The sequence below is a fragment of the Arcanobacterium phocae genome (assembly GCF_018913465.1).
Classification (GTDB): Bacteria; Actinomycetota; Actinomycetes; order Actinomycetales; family Actinomycetaceae; genus Arcanobacterium; species Arcanobacterium phocae_A.
This window is the reverse complement of record NZ_JABAPM010000006.1, coordinates 34994-53193: the sequence shown is the minus strand read 5'-3', so window position 1 is coordinate 53193 and position 18200 is coordinate 34994. Positions and strand designations below refer to the sequence as shown.

Annotated in this window: 17 protein-coding genes and 1 tRNA gene; 7 read left to right on the top strand and 11 right to left on the bottom strand. The window is 50.4% G+C overall.

What is annotated here, in order from left to right; translation table 11 throughout:
- Positions 1-30: 30 nt before the first annotated feature.
- The 9 genes from trhO to KSO86_RS07655 form a co-directional block, all read right to left on the bottom strand.
- Positions 31-939, bottom strand: coding sequence for an oxygen-dependent tRNA uridine(34) hydroxylase TrhO (gene trhO, locus KSO86_RS07695; RefSeq protein ID WP_216379538.1), 909 nt, complete (start codon positions 937-939; stop codon positions 31-33).
- A 53-nt stretch (positions 940-992) separates the two neighbouring features.
- Positions 993-1065 (bottom strand) — tRNA-Arg (locus tag KSO86_RS07690).
- A 108-nt stretch (positions 1066-1173) separates the two neighbouring features.
- Positions 1174-2091: a universal stress protein gene (locus KSO86_RS07685; RefSeq protein ID WP_216379537.1), complete on the bottom strand. Its 918-nt coding sequence runs from the start codon at positions 2089-2091 to the stop codon at positions 1174-1176.
- 122 nt (positions 2092-2213) lie between these two features.
- A complete protein-coding gene (locus tag KSO86_RS07680) occupies positions 2214-2948 on the bottom strand; it encodes a C40 family peptidase (RefSeq protein ID WP_253280675.1) in 735 nt (244 codons plus the stop codon).
- Positions 2949-3178: 230 nt separating this feature from the next.
- Positions 3179-3856, bottom strand: a complete 678-nt coding sequence (locus KSO86_RS07675) for a metal-dependent transcriptional regulator (RefSeq protein ID WP_216379536.1) — start codon at positions 3854-3856, stop codon at positions 3179-3181.
- A gap of 187 nt (positions 3857-4043) precedes the next feature.
- Entirely contained in the window at positions 4044-5477 is a 1434-nt protein-coding gene (locus KSO86_RS07670; RefSeq protein WP_216379559.1) for an NCS2 family permease, read from the bottom strand.
- Between the two features lie 131 nt (positions 5478-5608).
- Positions 5609-6841, bottom strand: coding sequence for a mannose-6-phosphate isomerase, class I (gene manA, locus KSO86_RS07665; RefSeq protein WP_216379535.1), 1233 nt, complete (start codon positions 6839-6841; stop codon positions 5609-5611).
- A gap of 3 nt (positions 6842-6844) precedes the next feature.
- Positions 6845-7633: a DUF3027 domain-containing protein gene (locus tag KSO86_RS07660; RefSeq protein ID WP_253280674.1), complete on the bottom strand. Its 789-nt coding sequence runs from the start codon at positions 7631-7633 to the stop codon at positions 6845-6847.
- Positions 7626-8000: a cold-shock protein gene (locus KSO86_RS07655; RefSeq protein ID WP_216379533.1), complete on the bottom strand. Its 375-nt coding sequence runs from the start codon at positions 7998-8000 to the stop codon at positions 7626-7628. The genes KSO86_RS07660 and KSO86_RS07655 overlap by 8 nt, the downstream gene beginning before the upstream one ends.
- A 199-nt stretch (positions 8001-8199) precedes the next feature.
- Between KSO86_RS07655 and KSO86_RS07650 the strand changes: the two genes are divergently transcribed.
- The 5 genes from KSO86_RS07650 (at position 8200) to KSO86_RS07630 (ending at position 13890) form a co-directional block, all read left to right on the top strand.
- Positions 8200-10125: a TPM domain-containing protein gene (locus KSO86_RS07650; RefSeq protein ID WP_216379532.1), complete on the top strand. Its 1926-nt coding sequence runs from the start codon at positions 8200-8202 to the stop codon at positions 10123-10125.
- Between the two features lie 87 nt (positions 10126-10212).
- Complete coding sequence (locus KSO86_RS07645) at positions 10213-10938, top strand: PspA/IM30 family protein (protein WP_216379531.1); 726 nt, start codon at positions 10213-10215, stop codon at positions 10936-10938.
- Positions 10939-11055: 117 nt separating this feature from the next.
- Positions 11056-11637 carry a nuclease gene (locus KSO86_RS07640; protein ID WP_216379530.1) on the top strand — a complete coding sequence of 194 codons (582 nt, stop codon included), beginning with the start codon at positions 11056-11058 and terminating at the stop codon, positions 11635-11637.
- 47 nt (positions 11638-11684) lie between these two features.
- On the top strand, positions 11685-12422 hold the full coding sequence (locus KSO86_RS07635; protein ID WP_216379529.1) for a response regulator transcription factor: 738 nt from the start codon (positions 11685-11687) through the stop codon (positions 12420-12422).
- A 7-nt stretch (positions 12423-12429) separates the two neighbouring features.
- A complete protein-coding gene (locus KSO86_RS07630) occupies positions 12430-13890 on the top strand; it encodes a sensor histidine kinase (RefSeq protein ID WP_216432027.1) in 1461 nt (486 codons plus the stop codon).
- Here the strand turns inward: KSO86_RS07630 and KSO86_RS07625 are convergent.
- Together KSO86_RS07625 and KSO86_RS07620 are read right to left on the bottom strand one after the other, a co-directional pair.
- Positions 13883-14593 carry a lysophospholipid acyltransferase family protein gene (locus KSO86_RS07625; RefSeq protein WP_216379527.1) on the bottom strand — a complete coding sequence of 237 codons (711 nt, stop codon included), beginning with the start codon at positions 14591-14593 and terminating at the stop codon, positions 13883-13885. The genes KSO86_RS07630 and KSO86_RS07625 overlap by 8 nt on opposite strands.
- The gene (locus KSO86_RS07620; RefSeq protein ID WP_216379526.1) at positions 14590-15387 is read right to left on the bottom strand and encodes an SDR family NAD(P)-dependent oxidoreductase; all 798 of its coding nucleotides are present in this window, start codon (positions 15385-15387) and stop codon (positions 14590-14592) included. Before KSO86_RS07620 ends, KSO86_RS07625 begins: the two co-directional genes overlap by 4 nt.
- A gap of 141 nt (positions 15388-15528) precedes the next feature.
- On the opposite strand from KSO86_RS07620, the gene KSO86_RS07615 reads away from it, so the two are divergent.
- On the top strand, positions 15529-16629 hold the full coding sequence (locus KSO86_RS07615; protein WP_216379525.1) for an HD domain-containing protein: 1101 nt from the start codon (positions 15529-15531) through the stop codon (positions 16627-16629).
- A gap of 16 nt (positions 16630-16645) precedes the next feature.
- Positions 16646-18115, top strand: coding sequence for a CPBP family glutamic-type intramembrane protease (locus KSO86_RS07610; RefSeq protein WP_216379524.1), 1470 nt, complete (start codon positions 16646-16648; stop codon positions 18113-18115).
- The last annotated feature ends 85 nt before the right edge of the window (positions 18116-18200 follow it).

Genomic DNA, 18200 nt, shown 5'->3' with positions numbered 1-18200 from the left:
TTCGCTGTTTCAGAGTTGTCATTCACCAGCTCAACGAGCCAATGTTGCCTTATGCGCATCGCAATAGACAGGATGCTCACCGCATGATTCGCAGGTCACCAATCGGGCTCGACATGATGGTTCGTCGCAGTTATGCAACTGCCCAGTCGGCTGACCACATGAATGACAAGAACCAATGACGTCCACTTCGCCACCGGGAAAATCCATCACCTCGCGATTGTCAAAAACCGTTAGCGATCCTTTCCAGCGACCAGTATTTCCGAACTTTTCTCCGTACCGTACAATTCCGCCGTCAAGCTGCATTACTTTGTCGAAACCACGATTCTTCATCAGCGCGGTCAAAACTTCGCACCGGATACCACCAGTGCAGTATGCCAAAATCGGCTTGTCTTTCAGGTCATCATATTCACCTGATTCAAGAATTGAAATAAAATCGTGCGTAGTAGTGGTTGGCGGCACAACTGCTCCATCAAATCGCCCAATTTGCGCTTCGATCGCGTTACGTCCGTCAAAGAAAACAAGATCTGGGTTCTCCGCGATAATCTGCTCGACTTCGTCAGGCTTCACATGGCGTCCACCGCCGACGATGCCGTTTTCATCAACTTTGAGTTCTTCCGGGGCACCAAATGCCACGATTTCTTTGCGGACTTTAACAGATAGCCGAGGAAAATCTGCCGCGTATCCCTCAGCGTCCGTGCCTAACCCCTCCGATATTTTCCATTCAATATCAGCAAATCCGGGGTATTGTTTCATTCGCTTAACATAGGCTTTACATGCATCGATCGTGCCCCCTACAGTAGCGTTGATTCCGTGTTCAGAGATAAGGATACGGCCACGAAGTTTCAACCGTTCACACATGTCCCACTGCCACATCTTCATCGCAATTGGGTCTGTAATCGGCGTGAATTTATAAAAGAGTAAAACTCGAGACAGTGCCACAATATTCTCCTTGTTCTGATTGCTTCCAGATGAAATCTGGCACGAAATTCGCGTGCCCCCGATAGGAATTGAACCTACGACACCGGCTTTAGGAGAGCCGTGCTCTATCCACTGAGCTACGAGGGCATAGTACACCGATAAATGGAGTACTTATCTAGTGTAACTGAAAGTCTCCACACAATGAACCGCACCACTCGGGTGCGGTTCATCTATGAGACTAGAACAACGTTAACTTTATTTAACCTGTGGTCCCTGATCATCACCAGGGCGCACCCGGCGCGGAACTACCATTGTTGGGCACGACGCTGTTGACAGCACGCTTTGCGATGTCGACCCTAAAAGCAAGCCCGCGAAACCGCCACGCCCGCGAGTTCCTAATACAAGTAGATCTACTTCATGCGAAAACTCCGTCAAGATTTGTGCTGGATTTCCTTCAACAGCATGAACTTCGACGTCGATCTCACGGCCTTCGTCTACTTCCGCGAGTTGGGTACGCACCGATTCCGCAACTTCTTCTAGGAAACCGTACCGGAATGTGTCCGCTGGAATCCACGTTGCAGCTGCTGTATTAACGGTTGCCACAATTGACAAGCGAGCGTGCCATCGATCAGCTTCCCACACAGCACGTTGCAGTGCAGTTTTGGCATGATCTGAGCCATCAACGCCAACCACGATATGCTTAATCGGTAGATCATCTTCAGTGTGGTCTGCCGGTACGACAACAGTTGGGCAGTATGCGTTTGACGGCACTGCCGAAGACACCGTGCGTAACAGCCGATCAGCCAGTGAATTAGAGGTTTCCTCGCGGCCACCCACCACAATCAAAGCAACTTTCTTGGACATTCCAACAAGGATTTCGGTAGGATCGCCAAATTCTAGCGACCATGTCACGTCCACGCCTTGATTCGCAACACTTGTAACGATTTCTTTAATCATTTTCTCGGCTGCACTATATAGAAATCCTGAGTCTCCAGTAGGAATCCTCGCACCGCTCGTGGGCATAAATTCTGGCGCATAGCTTGGCAACTCATAGGCACAAACTAGATGCAAGCGAGCACCTCTAGCCTGCGCCTGGGCATGGGCCCATCTCAATGCGCTCCGAGATGCAGGTGACCCATCGATTCCAACAACGACGATGTTTTCGTGTGACATGGCAACCTCCCTTGGTTTCTTCCATTATCGCACGTTTCAACACTATATGGTGGAGGTCACATTAAATTAGAACGACATAGGGAGAAGCCTGAGGGCTTCTCCCTATGTCAAAAGCTTTAAAATCAGCGACCCATGCGGACGAATGTTGGGTTACCGTACAGTGGGGATTCAGAAGTACCCAGCGCTGGTGTGTGAGCTGCAATATGCATGCCGTTACCACTGTAGATACCAACGTGCCCTGGCCAGTAAACAATATCTCCTGGCTGAGCATCAGCGGCCGAGACAATAGTTCCAGCGGCCAACTGAGCACCTGCTGTACGTGGGATAGCAATACCTGCTTGACGGTATACCCATGAAGTAAACCCGGAGCAATCCCAACCAGCTGGAGTAGTACCACCCCAAACGTAAGGAGTACCAGTATATGCCCGAGCAATAGAAACAATGTCTCCAGAAGCAATGGCCGGTGCAGCAGCTCCAGCAGCGACTGCTGGAGCAACGGTCGCCTTTGCTACAGCCTGAGTCTCAGCTACAGGCGCTTCAGTTGCTTCAACAACATCCGCACCAAGGTCAACTTCTGCCGAAACTGCATCGATCGACCACTCGCCAGCTTCTTCTTCGCTCAAAACAACGCTCTGAACCTCGACAGAATCATTAGCCGATGCTGTAGCAACTTGGCCAAGCGATACGGAAGCATTAGCCGCACCCTCAACCGCCTTATTTACATCATTTTGCGGAGCTGCCATAGCTACTGGGATACCAGCACCAGCAATAACGCCCAGTGCTCCAGCTAGAGCCAAACCACGCACTGCGTTCGGGTTTTTCACGTCTACTGGCGTTGCGATCGAATGTCGTCCCATTGCTTATATCTCCATTTATGTCTTGACTCAGGCAACTAGATCAAATCTGGTCCGCCCTTAGGCACAAGAAAGAGATTACAACGTTTATAACAATTAGGCAACAATTTGACACGCATCTATAACAATTCCACACTTCTCGATTGTGTAGAAACTTATTTTCCTTTGAATTATCGCCGAAAAATGCTCATCAGTGATTCACGTTACAGCCCGTTATAGAGTGTTATTTTTCGTTATAAAGCCGAGACATAAACATGTTGCGCGAGGTCATCCGGCACTGCCACCTGCACGTCACCAAGGTCAAAGATTATCGACCCATCAACTGTAACAATTCCTTGAGCACCAGGGACGACGCCCAATTCTTCAAGATCCGCCAATCCTTGTTCATCTACCTGAACAACTTCAGCAATTCGCTGGATCCGCACTCGACGCCCCGCTGCGCTCGGACTATTGAGTGACATAAGCCCGTCATCGCAGCCGCACCGCATTTCCTCCGGCTTCGGCTCATCGCTAGGCATAGGGTTACCGAACGGATCATACTTCGGCTCGCCAAGTAGTTCACTAATATGGTCAGCCGCCCGGTCAGAGATCGCATGTTCCCAGCGGCACGCTTCATTGTGTACCTGAGACCATGGCATCTTAACAACATCCAATAAAAGCACTTCCGCTAAGCGATGCCGACGCAACACCGCAGCAGCTCTCTCATATCCTGCAGGGGTGAACGATATTTCACGTTTGCTATTCATCCGAATTAAGCCGTCACGTTCCAAACGCGCTACAGTTTCGGACACGGTTGGCCCTGACTGGCCCAACCGCTCAACGATACGCGCACGAAGGGGAGGAATCCCCTCTTCAACTAATTCATAGATAGTTTTGAGATACATCTCTGTTGTATCCATCAAATCACTCATAGCGCACCCCTTTCACGTTTCATATTACTGACAAGTTCCCCCAAAGCTGTGATTAAATCTTTTACTATACGAAACCCTTTCCTAAATGATTTTATTCCTTTCTACGCTCCTTATATATAGGACAAGCAGACATCCAACTGATAAGTACCAGTTGGATGCCTGCAGAGCTTTCAGTTGGTCAGTTGCTCTAGTTAATTCCCAATGCGCGGGTAATTGGCTCTAGCGCAAAGTAAATGACAAACACAGCGCTCGTTAGATACATCAGTGGGTGCACCTTCTTAGCATTGCCCAAAACCAGTTCAACAATGACGTGGACGATGAAACCAATGCCAATTCCAACGGTAATTGAGTATGTAAATGGCATGAACACGATCGCCATAAACGCCGGAATCGCAGTGCGAAGATCTGCCCATTCAATCTCAACTACTTGTTGCATAATTAAGAAACCAACAACCACAAGAGCCGGAGCAGCCGCCTCGGTAGGGACAATTGCGAACAGTGGCGATAAGAATGTCGCAAGCAAGAAGGCAATACCAGTGACGATTGAAGCCACACCAGTTCGAGCACCTTCTGCCACACCAGTGGAAGATTCTACGAAGGAGGTATTTGTGGAAACACCACCCATACCACCGGCAACAACACCGAGTGAGTCAATCAGAAGGATATGGCGGGTACGTGGTACTTGACCACGCTCATCGACAAGTCCAGCTTCAGTTCCGACTGCTACCATTGTACCGAGCGTATCGAAGAAGTCGGCGAGCATGATCGAGAAGGTGAGGACGACGACGGCGATGACGCCAACCTTTTGGAATGGTCCAACTATTGAGAACTGGCCGAGAGTGGAAAAATCTGGAACCTGGATCGGACTCCCTGGGAACGCCGGGACGGTAAGGCCCCAACCACCAGGATTTTCAGTGCCAGAGTTTCCTAGATGACCAAAGTTTTCGATGATGATTGCTAATACGGTACCAGTGATTATTCCGAAAAGGAGTGCGCCTTTAATCTTGCGCACCATCATGATGATGATACATAAGAGTGCAATCACGAAAACAACGAGTGGCCAGGTGGAAATGGAGCCATTGACTGCGAACGACACCGGAGTACCAACTCCAGGGCGAACAATTCCCGCGTTCACCAAACCGATAAACGCAATGAAGAGACCAATACCTACCGAGATGGCTGAACGCATGAATTTCGGGACAGCCTTGAAAATAGCTTCGCGCAAACCTGTCAGAACAAGCGCAACGATAACAATTCCTTCAATAACTACGATGCCCATGCCATCCGCCCAGGTCATTCCAGGGAGCTTGACGAAACCAGCGATCATACCGTTGAGCCCTAGGCCTGCTGCGAGCGCGATCGGGAAATTGGCTACCGCACCCATCAGGATGCTCATAATTCCTGCAATCAATGCTGTCGCAGCAGCGATGGCTGGAATGTTAGGCTCTGCGCCACCACCGAGGAATGCTCCAGTCGAATCCGGACCAGACAAGATGATTGGATTGAGAACCAAAATGTAGACCATGGAGAAGAAGGTAACGATACCGCCACGAACTTCTTGCATCAGCGAGGAACCACGCTGCGTGATCTTGAAATAACGCTCAAGAAAGGATGATGACATCTGTTCAGCAGCAGGCTGTTTTACTGGGTCAGCTCCCGTAGTTTTCTTCACTTGCCTAATGCTGACATAGGGTTGTAACACCCAGCCACACAAGTTCATATTTTGATATATAATTTATTCACATTTTGAGATTACGGAGCTTCTACCTGAACAAGCTCGCCAGCACCACGCACACTGATTGCGCCGTCGTCGGCACCTAAAAACATTGATTGCCCAGTATTTATAAAGAAAAACTCGTTCCCTATCCACACCTCTACAGCACCACGCACACACAAAATGATACGTGGACCACAACCCTTAACCTCGACACGCTCATCGGCATGACGCAAGGAAATAATGGATAGCTCAAAGTCATCCACGGGAACATAGAACGTTGATTGCACGGAACTAATCCGTTCTGCCGCAATACGGATCGGTGGCGCCGCAACCGTGTCGGTAATGCGCAACAACTCCTCCACATCAACATGCTTATAGGTCAAACCAGCACGCAACACATTATCGGAGGCAGCCATGACTTCAACACCTAAGCCGGAGATGTAGGCATGAACAATACCCGCTGGTGTATAAAGAGCTTCACCCGGATGCAAAGTCACCGGATTAAGCAACAGCGATGCCACGATTCCCGGATCACCAGGATGGAACCGAGCAATCCGCACCGCCAACGCATCCGCACGAGGCGACGGCGAATCGACAGATCGACGAGCAGCACACTGTGTCACCAGCTCTGCCACTTCCTCCTCCGTCGGTCGCGTTGCTTGCGAAATCAACTGCGAAAATGCTTGACGCACCCCGTGATTATTGGGTTCAGCCGCGATCGTAGTGCGCACCCGCTGGGCTACTGCACAGTCCAACCCACTGAGAACCCCGAGAATTCGGCGCGGACTGCGGAACCCCACTAACGCTTCAAACGTTGTTAGCGAGTAAAGCATTTCTGGCTTATGATTTTGATCCGGATAGCACCGGCGCGGATCCTGCGGTGGAATCCCAGCACGCTCTTCACGCTCAAACCCGAGGTATGCCTGCTCCAATGACGGATGCACTTGTAGCGACAACGGCTGATCTGGTGCGATTAGCTTGAGTAAAAATGGTAACTGCGAACCATATCTGGCAATAATGTCATCACCGAGAACACGATGAGGATCAGCCGCAATCAGCTCTGCAAGTGACAACAGCTCAGCACTGCCACCCTGCGGAGCATAAGACTGCTGTCTAGGATCATCGGAAACAAAGGACGGGGCGTTATTATGCGCACCGAACCATAGCTCCGCTACCGGTTTCTCCGCAGCAGGGCACCCGAACAGTCGGGGGATCGCATTGTGCGATCCCCACGAGTAATGACGAACGCGGCCCTGCAAATATTTCATTACTTACCGCTTAGCTACCTCAACTTCGGCTTCATCAATTACTGGCGTGGTTTGCTTCCATAGATGTTCCCGGTGCGGAACGTCTGTTTCCGAATGAGCACCACACCCGTGATCCAGGGACACAATACGCCCATCAAATGCTGACCACTCGTTAGCACACGCCCCAAAAAGCTGACGGGCAGAACCGCCCAGATGCATCAAATACCCACAGGTTGAACAGGTTGCTTTAGCATCGCGGGTAGCTTGGTTACGCGGGCCAGCGTCGGAGCGGTACCAGCGACGGTAGGCTTGTGTCCGGCCGTGATCAGACATGATTCGGGCACGGCCCAAACCTAACTCCCAGGCCGCTATTACATCCTCGTCAACGCCTACAGTTTCAAATCCCTGATCGAGCCCCGGATCTACATTAGCGACTAGCTGTGGATCTTGCGGGTTATATGGCAAACGATCTGAAGGCGTAACGTCAGATGGCTGTAAGCGATCAGCCCACGGAATCCAGTCCGGAGCCAGCAATGCATCTTCGCCGGGCAGGATCGATAGTTCCGCAACCGAAACATTCTTGGACCGCGGTGCACGAACTAGTGACACGGTCCAGTACCAGCCTCGATATCCAGCCATTAGACATTCAAACGCATGTGTGACAAGACGTTCGGCCTCCTGGACCATCCCCACGTGTTTGCCTACTCGCTCAGGAGTAGTAATATCCGTGAGCGCTTCTCTCGCGAATTCAACAGCTTCGCCAAGAGTCTTATCTTTAACTACTTTTTTGCGTGGAGTTATTCTTTTAGGCATCAAAATCATCTGCTAGTGCACGTAATGCTTGAGCAATCCGCGGTCCGCCGTCGGGATAACGACCCCGGCGAAGCTGCGTGGATGAAACATCAAGAATCTTAATCAGGTCTTCAATGAGCGGAACGAGTTCTTCAGGTGACCGGCGATTGACTTCTAGGAGTGACTTTTCTTTTTTGATCACCGAGACCGAAAGCGCAGCTGGACCGCGGCGAGTTTCGCCAATTCCGTATTCAACTCGGGTTCCTGGGCGCAACTTAACGCCCAGTGGCACTGCGCTCTGAGCAACATAAACTTGGGCACCATCGTCCCCAGTGATAAAACCAAAGCCCTTCTCAGCGTCGAAGAACTTCACTTTTCCAGTAGGCACGGCATTCTCTCTTTCATTTCCGGAGTGCGATAGTTTTGAGTACGCACTCAGATATAGCTAAGCAACATTATGACACTTATATGACTAACTATTCTATCAGGCAAGGCGTGCAGACTTGCGCGCTAAGCGTATCAATATACCCACAACAGACAACTTAATTGATAGATTTGAAGTAATACTCAGCAGAAAGGCGATTATCATGAGAAACATGCGCCGATTATTGACGGCTGTCATAGCAGGTATCTTCGTATTATTACCTGGTGTGGCGTATGCAGTTCCTCCTGTTGATATTTCCCGGAACTATGAAGACTACGCAGACGTATCTGAGCGCGAAGCACAGCTATCAAATCTTATTGTTGAGGTTTCTAGCGGAAATTTGTGGGTTATCACAGTTGATGATTTTGATGGGCTTGCCCCTGATAATTGGGTCCAGAAAACGTTTGACAAATCTGGTTTAACATCGGCTGATGGGATACTCGCTGTCAGTGTTGGGACATCTGAGCTCTATGCCTATTCGCCAGATGGCCAGATCAAAGAGCTTCTCAACCAGGCAACTTCCCAAGATGTCTTGGATAAGTTCCACGACGGCGAATGGGACGCTGGCATTGAGTTGTTTGGCGAGCACGTACGCACTTTGCGTAATGGCGGCCCCGCTCCGGTCGCGCCTGGGCAAGCAGCTGCTCCAAATGTCCTACCTGTTATCGTGTTGATTGCACTTGGCGGCGCAGTAGTGGTTGGATTCTCGATATGGCGAAAGAAAAAGGCTCGCGTTAGTGAGGCTGTGTCTAACACACAATTAGCGAAACAAGCTTCGGCTGAATTATTGGCTGCCGACGACGACGTTCGCGCTGGCGCTAACGAACTTGAGTTTGCTCGCGCTGAATTCGGCGTCGAAGCTACCCGCGAGTTCCGCGATGCCCTAACACAAGCTCAAGAAGCTGTTCACAAAGCATTTAACTTGCGGCGGTTACTTGACGACGACGAACCAGAGACTCCTGCTCAGCAGCACCAGATGAATACTCAGATTCTGCAGTTATCACACGATGCTCGGGAGACGATGCAAGCACAAGCCGAACAGTTTTCTGCACTACGTGATTTAGCGAACCGGGTAGATTCGAAACTGAGTGACTTGCAAGAACGCCATGATGAACTCCAGTCTCAGCTTTCACTGGCAGAGGTTAAGGTTCGTAATCTTGGTTTGTCTTTCCCACAAGAATCATTAGCAACGATTTCTACATACCCGTCTCAGATTCGTACTCTTTTAAGCGCATCATCGACACATATTACCAATGCTCATACTCATGTGAAGCAGGCAGAAAAAGGCGAAGCCGTACAATATGCCCGCCTGGCTGAAGGCGTACTCGACCAAGCGTCCAAACTCATGGATCGCATCGATCAAGCTCCAACATTGTTAGCTCAAGCCCGCGATCACTTGCCACAAGCTATTGAATCATTGTCTGCCGATATTTCTGATGCGAAGCGACTGGGCCAAGGAAACGCCACGATTACCCAACGCCGGCAAGAAGCCGAAGCAGTCATTGCGCGAGCGACTGCGGGCTCCGCCGTCGATCTCCTTCTGGTAGCTGACCAACTAGAGGAGGCCGAACGGCAGCTTGACCTAGCACTAGTTCACGTGCGTACAGCAGCCGAACAAGAAGGCAAACGAAACACTAAGCTCGCTCAATACCGTATCCGGCTAGAGGAAAAACTCGCGCGCTTAGATGAAGATGTGACTCGCTATCGCGAGGTCGTCACTGCCGATACACGCACCCTTCTCAATCGTGCTCACAGTGCATTTACTTCGGCACAATCACAAACTGGCGAACAACAGCTTTCGACATACAGTTCCGCAATGGACTATGCACAACGTGCCGAACGCGCGCTAAATTCTGATATCGAAGATTATCGCGGAAGCGGACGTCAATCGCGTACTGGTTCCGAACTAGGCGGTGAACTGGCTGGAGCGATTCTCACCGGAGTTGCCAGGTCATTGATCTACGGAGCTTTGTCGGGCGGTTCTTCACGTCGGAATGACTGGGGAAATAACAGTTTCGGATCTGGCGGCAGCTCGCATTTCGGTGGCGGTTTCGGATCTGGCGGTGGCGGTTTCGGAAAAACCTTCTAAACACGAGAACTTACGCATAAGATTACAAGAGTAACTACTGACAGTAAGATGTATCTCAACATCGCTGTCCCAAAGAAAGGTTCCACTATGGCTGAAAAGCAATCAATCCTCGGCCGCATGGCCCAGTTAGCTAAAGCAAATATCAACGCGCTACTTGACCGCGCCGAAGATCCGCAGAAGATGCTCGACCAGATGGTTCGCGATTACACTAATTCGATCGCTGAAGCAGAGGACGCAGTAGCGGTCACAGTAGGAAATCTTCGACTTGCCGAAGCAGATTACGACGAAGACATCCGTGCAGCACAAGAGTGGGGTGCCAAAGCCCAGGCTGCCGTCTCCAAGGCACAGGAACTACGCACTGCTGGCAATGAAGATGGCGCACAAAGGATGGAGCATCTTGCCAAAGTCGCTATCGAACGTCAAATTACCGCTGAAAAAGAAGCCCACGATGCAGAGCCGATGATCGCTTCGCAGCGTGAGGTTGTTGCGAAGCTCAAAGACGGCTTGAATATTATGCGGAGCAAGCTCAACGATCTGCGCAGCAAGCGTGACCAGCTCGTTGCCCGCGCAAAGTCGGCTCAGGCACAAAATACTGTCCAAGATGCGATCGGCTCCATTAACGTTCTCGATCCTTCAACAGAGATTGGTCGCTTTGAAGAGTCGGTACGCCGGCAAGAAGCCCTTGCTCAAGGCAAGGCAGAAGTTGCCGCATCATCATTGGATGAACAGTTTGCTCAACTTGAACAGTCCTCGAATTCAACTGAAGTCGAAGCACGGTTAGCGATGCTTCAAGCAAACACTGAACCTCAGTAAATCGAAAACTAACATATCAACTCTTCGGTGGGCAGAAACCGTTACGTCGGTTTCTGCCCACCGCTATATGTTACACATTGCCCTGCTTTTCGTCGCGAAGAGGGCTAAAATACAAGTATGTATATTCTTATTGATGGTGAAAACATTGACGCTACCCTCGGAGTGAACATCCTTAAGCACTCCCCACGTGCTGAAGAACGTCCTCGTTGGGATCGTGTTCTCGAATTTGATCCGTTTGACGGCCCGGCCGCACCAACTTCTGAAAACCGTCGGGAGAAGAACACCAAAGGCTTTTTCTTCCTGAATGTTTCACAGCGCACCGCAGCCCCATTCATCCAAGCTCTCCTAGCAATCGGATGGCAGCCAATCCAGCTGACATCGCAAGATCCAGAGCGGAAAGTTGTTGATGAAGGAATTCAGCGCACTCTCGAAGCCATTCTTAAAGAACGGCCTGGAGCAGACGTCGTCGTCGGAACTCATGACGTCGACTATCTTCCGCAACTAGAAGCATTACTCGACGCTGGACATCGCGTTGCTATTATCTGTTTCCGCGAGTTCCTTGCTGTCCCGTTGGCAGAATTAGAAGATCGTGGACTTGTCATCCACGATCTTGAACTTGATGTTCAGGCATTCAATATTCCACTCAACCGTACTCATCCAGTAGATATCGATGAGTTCGATCCATACCCCTACCTGTGAAACACATTTTCAGGATTCTCTCAGTTTAGTAGCGGAAAATATTGTCCATGACAGAACAAAAATCAACAGCAAAGATATTGGTCGTTGACGACGAACCTTCGATTCGCGAACTTCTCTCCGTCTCGCTTAAGTTCGCTGGTTTTACCGTTGAAACTGCTGACGACGGCCGTAACGCAGTGCGTCTATTTCAGGAATTTGCACCTGATTTAGTCGTACTGGACGTGATGCTACCTGATTTTGATGGATACGAAGTCTTGCGCCGCATCCGCACACAAGACTCCGACACTCCAGTTCTTTTCCTGACGGCAAAGGATGATCTCCAAGATAAGATTCATGGACTAACAGCTGGTGCTGACGATTACGTCACTAAGCCATTCTCCTTGGAAGAGGTCGTTACCCGGATCCAGGTCATTTTGCGACGCACAAATCCCAGTACTGATGAGCCTTCAGTTATCACTTATCATGATCTTGAGCTAAACGAAGACACATACGAGGTTCGTAGAGCTGGTCATCTCGTTGAGCTCTCTCCTACCGAATATAAGTTATTACGGTATCTGATGGTAAACGCGGAACGCGTGGTATCAAAGGTTCAGATCCTTGATCATGTCTGGGATTATGACTGGATTGGTGAAGCTTCGATTGTTGAATCGTATATTTCCTATCTACGCCGGAAAATAGACTCAGCCGAAGCACTCGGCATCACTGATCCAGACCAGGTCGCCGCGCTCGTGCCGCTCATTCACACCAAACGCGGTATCGGATACGTCATGCGCGCTGGCAAGTAAATAGCCTATGGAAAGCTCATCCTCGCAATTACACGTTACCGGGCGTCTATCGTGGCAACTGCTCGTAGTTTTCCTTGTGCTACTCGGATCCGCGCTGATGTTGGTTTCGGCGTTTGCAACTATTTCTTTGCGCACCTTTCTGACGTCGGAAACTGACAAAACACTGTCATCGTCTGGACAGATCGTGGCTTCACAAACTGTCGATGCACTCATTCAAGGAACATCCGAAGCGTTGCTTCCATCTGATTTTTACCTGTATATTTCCGATGATTTCGGCACTGCAGTTGAGGAAGTTCATCCGTCAATCGAACAACGATACGGAAAACCAGAACATGCAGAAACGTTGGCCTCAAATTATTTCGATCAACCCCGTACTGTTGATGGCACATTCGAGGACACCGAATGGCGCATTATTTCAGTGCCACTGACGTCTACTGGTTCAAATCCACATACCGTAGGTAATGTGCTGATTGGGTTGCCGTTAGCCCAAGTGGAACGTACTGTCACAAATCTCAAACAGGTTCTTACACTATTCGTGGTAGCAATTATGTCTATCGGGGCGTTACTCTCGATCGTACTAGTGCGTCGATCATTACGCCCGCTCCGCACGGTCACGCGCGTAACATCAGATGTACGCCAAGGTAATTTTGCAGCCCGGATTCCACCAATGAAGCCCGGAACTGAAGTCAATATCCTTGGCGAATCTGTCAACGCTATGCTCGATGAGATCGAAGACCTTTTCGCAGCCCAAGCAGCCTCAGAGCAGCGCGTTCGACGATTTGTATCCGATGCTTCGCATGAGTTGCGCACACCTCTTGCTACTATTCGCGGATATGCGGAGCTGTATCGTATGGGTGGCGTCCCAGACGAGCAAATCGAACTCGCTTTTGGCCGTATTGAATCTGAATCTGGCCGGATGGCTAACCTGGTCGAAGACCTTTTGAAACTTGCACGACTTGATGAACGTAAAGAAATTCATCCTAAACCAGTAGATCTAGCTGCAGTTGCACTCAACACTGTTTCTGATTTCCTTGCTCGTTCGCCAGAACGAATAGCCAATGTCACTAACCTTAACGGTGACGACGTCGAATCCGTCGTCATCATGGGAGACCAAAATGCTGTGACGCAGCTACTAACGAACCTGCTCAGCAATGTTTCTGCCCATACTGACTCCTCAGTCCCTGTTGATGTTGCTGTTGGGATAGATCTACTCCAACCTAAAAACGCAGTTGTCGAAGTCCGCGATCATGGCCCGGGAATATCTGAAAAAGACCGTGAGCATGTATTCGAGCGCTTCTATAAAGCCAATTCTGCCCGCACTCGTGGTAGCGGCGAAGGCTCAGGACTTGGCCTTGCAATCGTTGCTGCTATTATGAGCGCACACCACGGGCAAGTCAGCGTGCATGAAACACCCGGTGGCGGTCTGACTGTGCGCCTAGTTTTCCCGATGCCTAGTCTGCTTAACTGAGCGAAGGATCCGGATTGGCGGTCTTCTGTTCCAGCATCATCTCGATCTGGTGACGAACCCGTGCAATAAAAACCTCTGGGGTATCATCAGGCTGACCATGCATGGGTTCACCGATGAACAGTTCAACTTCCGGATGATTCAACGGTGGCAATACTCGCCCAACTGGCATTGCTTCGTGTCCGCCCGACATCGCTAACGGAACAATCGGCACCCCGATCTTCAATGCAATCGCGGCTGCACCGGGCTTGAAAATTCCCATCTGGCCGTCCCGCGAGCGCGTACCTTCTGGGAAGATCAAAATTGGAATGCCATCACGTAGCAAGCGACTTGTCATTCCGGCTGCCCGGCCGACGTGCGCGCCAACGGTCTTTCCTTTGCGCTCAATCGGATACGTATTGAAGAATACTGACGTCAGCTTGGCAATGCCCTTCTTGCGATAAAAATAGTCGGCGGCGGCGCCGGTAGCAAGATTTTCTGTCATATGGTCAGGCAGTAATGAAAAGACCATTGGAGCGTCAAGATGCGACGAGTGATTGCCGACAACAATATAGGCTCCTTCGAGCCCTTCAACGTTTTCTTCACCCCACACGGTTGCTTTTAGAACCGTTTTCAACACTGGCCGGGTGAGGATTTTACGAACTGCTTTGCGAACTTTTCGTTTACCGTCTGAATGGTAGTCATCTAATGGGTGTAGCTCACTCATCGCCGGCCCTTATTCAATTTCTTGACGGCCTTGTGGACCACTGATTGTGGCAAGTGACGGGCGAAAAATGCCATCGTCTTGAAACGCTTGGACGGAATAGTGGTTGTTTTACCGCGTTCAACATCGCGAAGGGCTTCGTCGATCACACGCTCTGCGTCGAGCCATAGCCAAGATGGGATCGACGACGTCGAAACACCGGATCGCTGGTGGAACTCGGTTTTTACCCAACCGGGCAAGAAAGCAACAACTTGTACACCGTATCGGCCAACTTCGATAGACAGGGACTCTGACCACATTCGTACGAATGCTTTGACGGCCGCGTAGGCCCCCATCGGGGCAAGCGACGCTACCGATGCAGTAGTAATGATGACACCGGCGTGACGTTGCTTCATTGAGAACGCGGCAGCTCCGCCAAGCTCCATCGGAACTAACGCCATAAGTTCGGCACCGGCACGTAACTGGCTAGCGTCGTCGGTCGCCATCGGTGAGTACATCCCGGACCCGGCGTTATTCACGAATATCGTTACTGGATCGGCTTGTTCAAGAAGCCGAGCTTTAACGGCGTCGACTCCATCGCGCGTACTTAAATCTGCGGGAAGAATCTGAACATCTACCTGGTATTGCTGCGTGAGCATGTTAGCATTTTCCGCTAACCGCTCCTTATTTCGCGCCACCAAAACAATATCGCATCCGCGAGCCGCTAACGCACGAGCGAACGCCGCCCCCATGCCAGATGTACCTCCGGTGATGAGTGCGCGACCAGTAAGGACAGATGTTGAACCTTTTTTCTTCACAATCTCTACGTTAGAACACTTTGCGCGTTTGAGCACTCTTATCGGTCCAGTTCGTGGTACTTCTCTAGTTACTTATACCGCATCATTTGGGTAGTTCATCTGCGGGGTATAGAATCGGGGGGCGCTAATCTTGGAGGATTTATGGTGAAAGCGGACGTACCTGCATGGGTAGTTCAAGCGTTTGTACGAAGCGCGCGCGATGCCGGGGCTACCGCAGAGCGAGATCATGTCGAGCGTGTTGCGTACGAATTGTTGGATATTTGGTCTAGTCCAGACCGATTTTTTCACAATACCCGCCATGTTATCGACATGCTCACCCGGGTAGATACCCTGGCTTCGGAGACTCAAAATCCGTGTCTTGTCCGATTAGCAACATGGGGCCATGGGCTTGTCTTCAATGTCTCCGATGATGCCGTCTATTCGCGCAACGGTGGTGAAGACGAGCGTGCATCAGCAGATGTGGCAGATAAGTTTTTTGCTGAAATCGGTATCCCAGCGGACAATCGCCACCGAATTGCTGAACTCATTTCTCATCTTCATAAGCGTCATGATCTGCCAGGTTCTGCCAAGCGTGCGGATGAAACTGCTCGTTTTGATTCTATCGACGTCGATCGCCTCGCTCTTTATGATGCACATTTTGGCACTCTCGCGAATCCGCCACAGCGTTACAAGACCTATGTCAGCCAGGTTCGCGAAGAGTATCCGCGGGTATCTGACTATAGTTGGCTCATGGCTCGCCGCCAGATTGTTGAGCATCTGCTGGCACGGAAACGTATTTTCCTCACCCCACTTGCCAACGAGTGGGAGCAAGTCGCACGGCAAAACTTGGGCGCAGAGTTAGAACGTATCACTCTTGCCTGCTACAAGCTCGGCGATAATATCCCCGAGCAGGCGTCATCCACGGCACAGACCATGCCTTCCGCAGATCCTGCCGATCTTTTATTCCAGACAGCGCAAGAAGAGCAAGCAGCAGTTTTGGACGGACACACATCTGACGTAGCCGCATCCGATCCAGCCATTATCGACGACGACGTGACCGAACTCTTCCAGCCACATGTTCCAGTTGTGAAACGCTCGTCGTTAGAAGAACTCGACGAGGCTTTTGCGCCGGGGGCTCCACCGCGGATCTTGGATCATTCGCAAGCCGAAGCTGCCCGCCGGGAACAGATAGCGCAAGAAACTTTGGAAACAATTGAGCGTAAGCAAAACGAAGCTCGCGAGGAACGCGAGGGGCGTAGCTAAAAACATTGGGAGATTCATGGTTACTAGTCGGCGGATATCGTTTCGGGACGTGTTGTTTGGTTGCGTAGTCTTTAGCGGCCTAGCATCTTTTGCACTCATACATACCCAAGGATTTCAATGGCTAGGCTTTACCTCAACCGCTGGATTCATCGGTGACAGTCTCGGCTTCGCCCAACAACTCCCTTTGCCCGCGCAATGGGGACTGAGTATCACTATCGGGGTTCTCACCGAGATCATCTGCGCCGCCCTTGCCTGGTGGATACTCAACCAAAAACGCTTATCATTCACACGACGTTTCATTATTGCTGTAGGTCTGACAACAGTATTTCGCGGCATATTCTTCGCCCCTTACGCTAACGTCCTTTCGCCCCTTCAATGGGCTGGGGTAGCAATCTTTTCCAGCTACTACTATTGGAACTATCGTCGAGCATGGCCACTAGCATTAAGCCACGCACTATTCAACGCCATCGCTTTTAGACCAAATGATTTCTTAACCGGAACGTTTTTAGGAACACTAAAAACCACCGCCAACGACGTCGTCCTCCCCGTCATCGTATGTTGGGCACTCGCATGGATCATCGTCCGACCCCTCAACCGCACCACAAGCACACCACCAAAAACCGTGCTCCCACTCAAACATAAAATTCTTGTTTTAGTTGTGGTTGGCGTTGTTGCTGCCGCATTCATAGCGGAAATTCCAGCAATATTTTATGGACGGATTTTCCCTATTGCTATACCTGGGGTATACGACGGCATAATAAAATTCTCCCTACCGTGGATCACAAGCATGATTGTGTTCGGGGCGTTGATGATCACCGTTTGGCAGGTGCTATCAAACTTCCCACGCGCAGAAAATTCACGGCGAACAACTCACTCTAACGCTTTTATTGGAATCGTATTCTTTGCGATTTTTACGGCTCAAAATAGCGCCATTGCGCTTTACGGCCCGTGGGGGTACGCGGTGGGGGTGGACTTCCGTCATTCCTTAGGAAACACTGAGGGACTCGACCTCGTCATACCACCCCCATCGATAGGGACTATTTTTAAAATGCTGATTGGAGGGGGCTTCGAAGAACTCGCCTACGCAATAATCTTATTGGCATTAATCTGTATTTTACGTATGCCATCGCGCTTATCGATTGCAGTGGTACTCATCTTCCGGGTGATGCTACACCTGTACTACGGAACGCTTGCCGTAGCATTATGGCAGATTCCAGAAGGCATCTTTGCCGGGATATACGTCATACGCTGTGGCCGCATCCTCCCGTTGATTATTGCTCACGGACTCTATGACGCAATTCTTGCCTTAAATGACTATCTCGTCTGTACCGGCGTTTTCGGTCACCTTCGCTACGATGGCATTGACCGGATATGGACTCCCGTTACTGGATTAGCCGGCATCGTCATCCTCACCCTCGTCTACGTCTGCTACACACACAAGCGGTCCGTGGAAACTACCGAAAGCATAACAGTCAGATATATTTAGCCTATTCAAACGGCCGTAAGACTCATACTGCGTTCAGGTAGGCAAAAAGGAACGAATCTCGGAGTTTTCCGAGATTCGTTCCTTT

Coding starts and splice junctions, on each gene's coding strand:
- KSO86_RS07685 (WP_216379537.1), bottom strand. CDS start 2,091: ATGTCACACGAAAACATCGTCGTTGTTGGAATCGATGGGTCACCTGCA.
- KSO86_RS07680 (WP_253280675.1), bottom strand. CDS start 2,948: ATGGGACGACATTCGATCGCAACGCCAGTAGACGTGAAAAACCCGAAC.
- KSO86_RS07675 (WP_216379536.1), bottom strand. CDS start 3,856: ATGAGTGATTTGATGGATACAACAGAGATGTATCTCAAAACTATCTAT.
- KSO86_RS07670 (WP_216379559.1), bottom strand. CDS start 5,477: ATGTCATCATCCTTTCTTGAGCGTTATTTCAAGATCACGCAGCGTGGT.
- manA (WP_216379535.1), bottom strand. CDS start 6,841: ATGAAATATTTGCAGGGCCGCGTTCGTCATTACTCGTGGGGATCGCAC.
- KSO86_RS07660 (WP_253280674.1), bottom strand. CDS start 7,633: ATGCCTAAAAGAATAACTCCACGCAAAAAAGTAGTTAAAGATAAGACT.
- KSO86_RS07650 (WP_216379532.1), top strand. CDS start 8,200: ATGAGAAACATGCGCCGATTATTGACGGCTGTCATAGCAGGTATCTTC.
- KSO86_RS07645 (WP_216379531.1), top strand. CDS start 10,213: ATGGCTGAAAAGCAATCAATCCTCGGCCGCATGGCCCAGTTAGCTAAA.
- KSO86_RS07640 (WP_216379530.1), top strand. CDS start 11,056: ATGTATATTCTTATTGATGGTGAAAACATTGACGCTACCCTCGGAGTG.
- KSO86_RS07635 (WP_216379529.1), top strand. CDS start 11,685: ATGACAGAACAAAAATCAACAGCAAAGATATTGGTCGTTGACGACGAA.
- KSO86_RS07630 (WP_216432027.1), top strand. CDS start 12,430: ATGGAAAGCTCATCCTCGCAATTACACGTTACCGGGCGTCTATCGTGG.
- KSO86_RS07625 (WP_216379527.1), bottom strand. CDS start 14,593: ATGAGTGAGCTACACCCATTAGATGACTACCATTCAGACGGTAAACGA.
- KSO86_RS07615 (WP_216379525.1), top strand. CDS start 15,529: ATGGTGAAAGCGGACGTACCTGCATGGGTAGTTCAAGCGTTTGTACGA.
- KSO86_RS07610 (WP_216379524.1), top strand. CDS start 16,646: ATGGTTACTAGTCGGCGGATATCGTTTCGGGACGTGTTGTTTGGTTGC.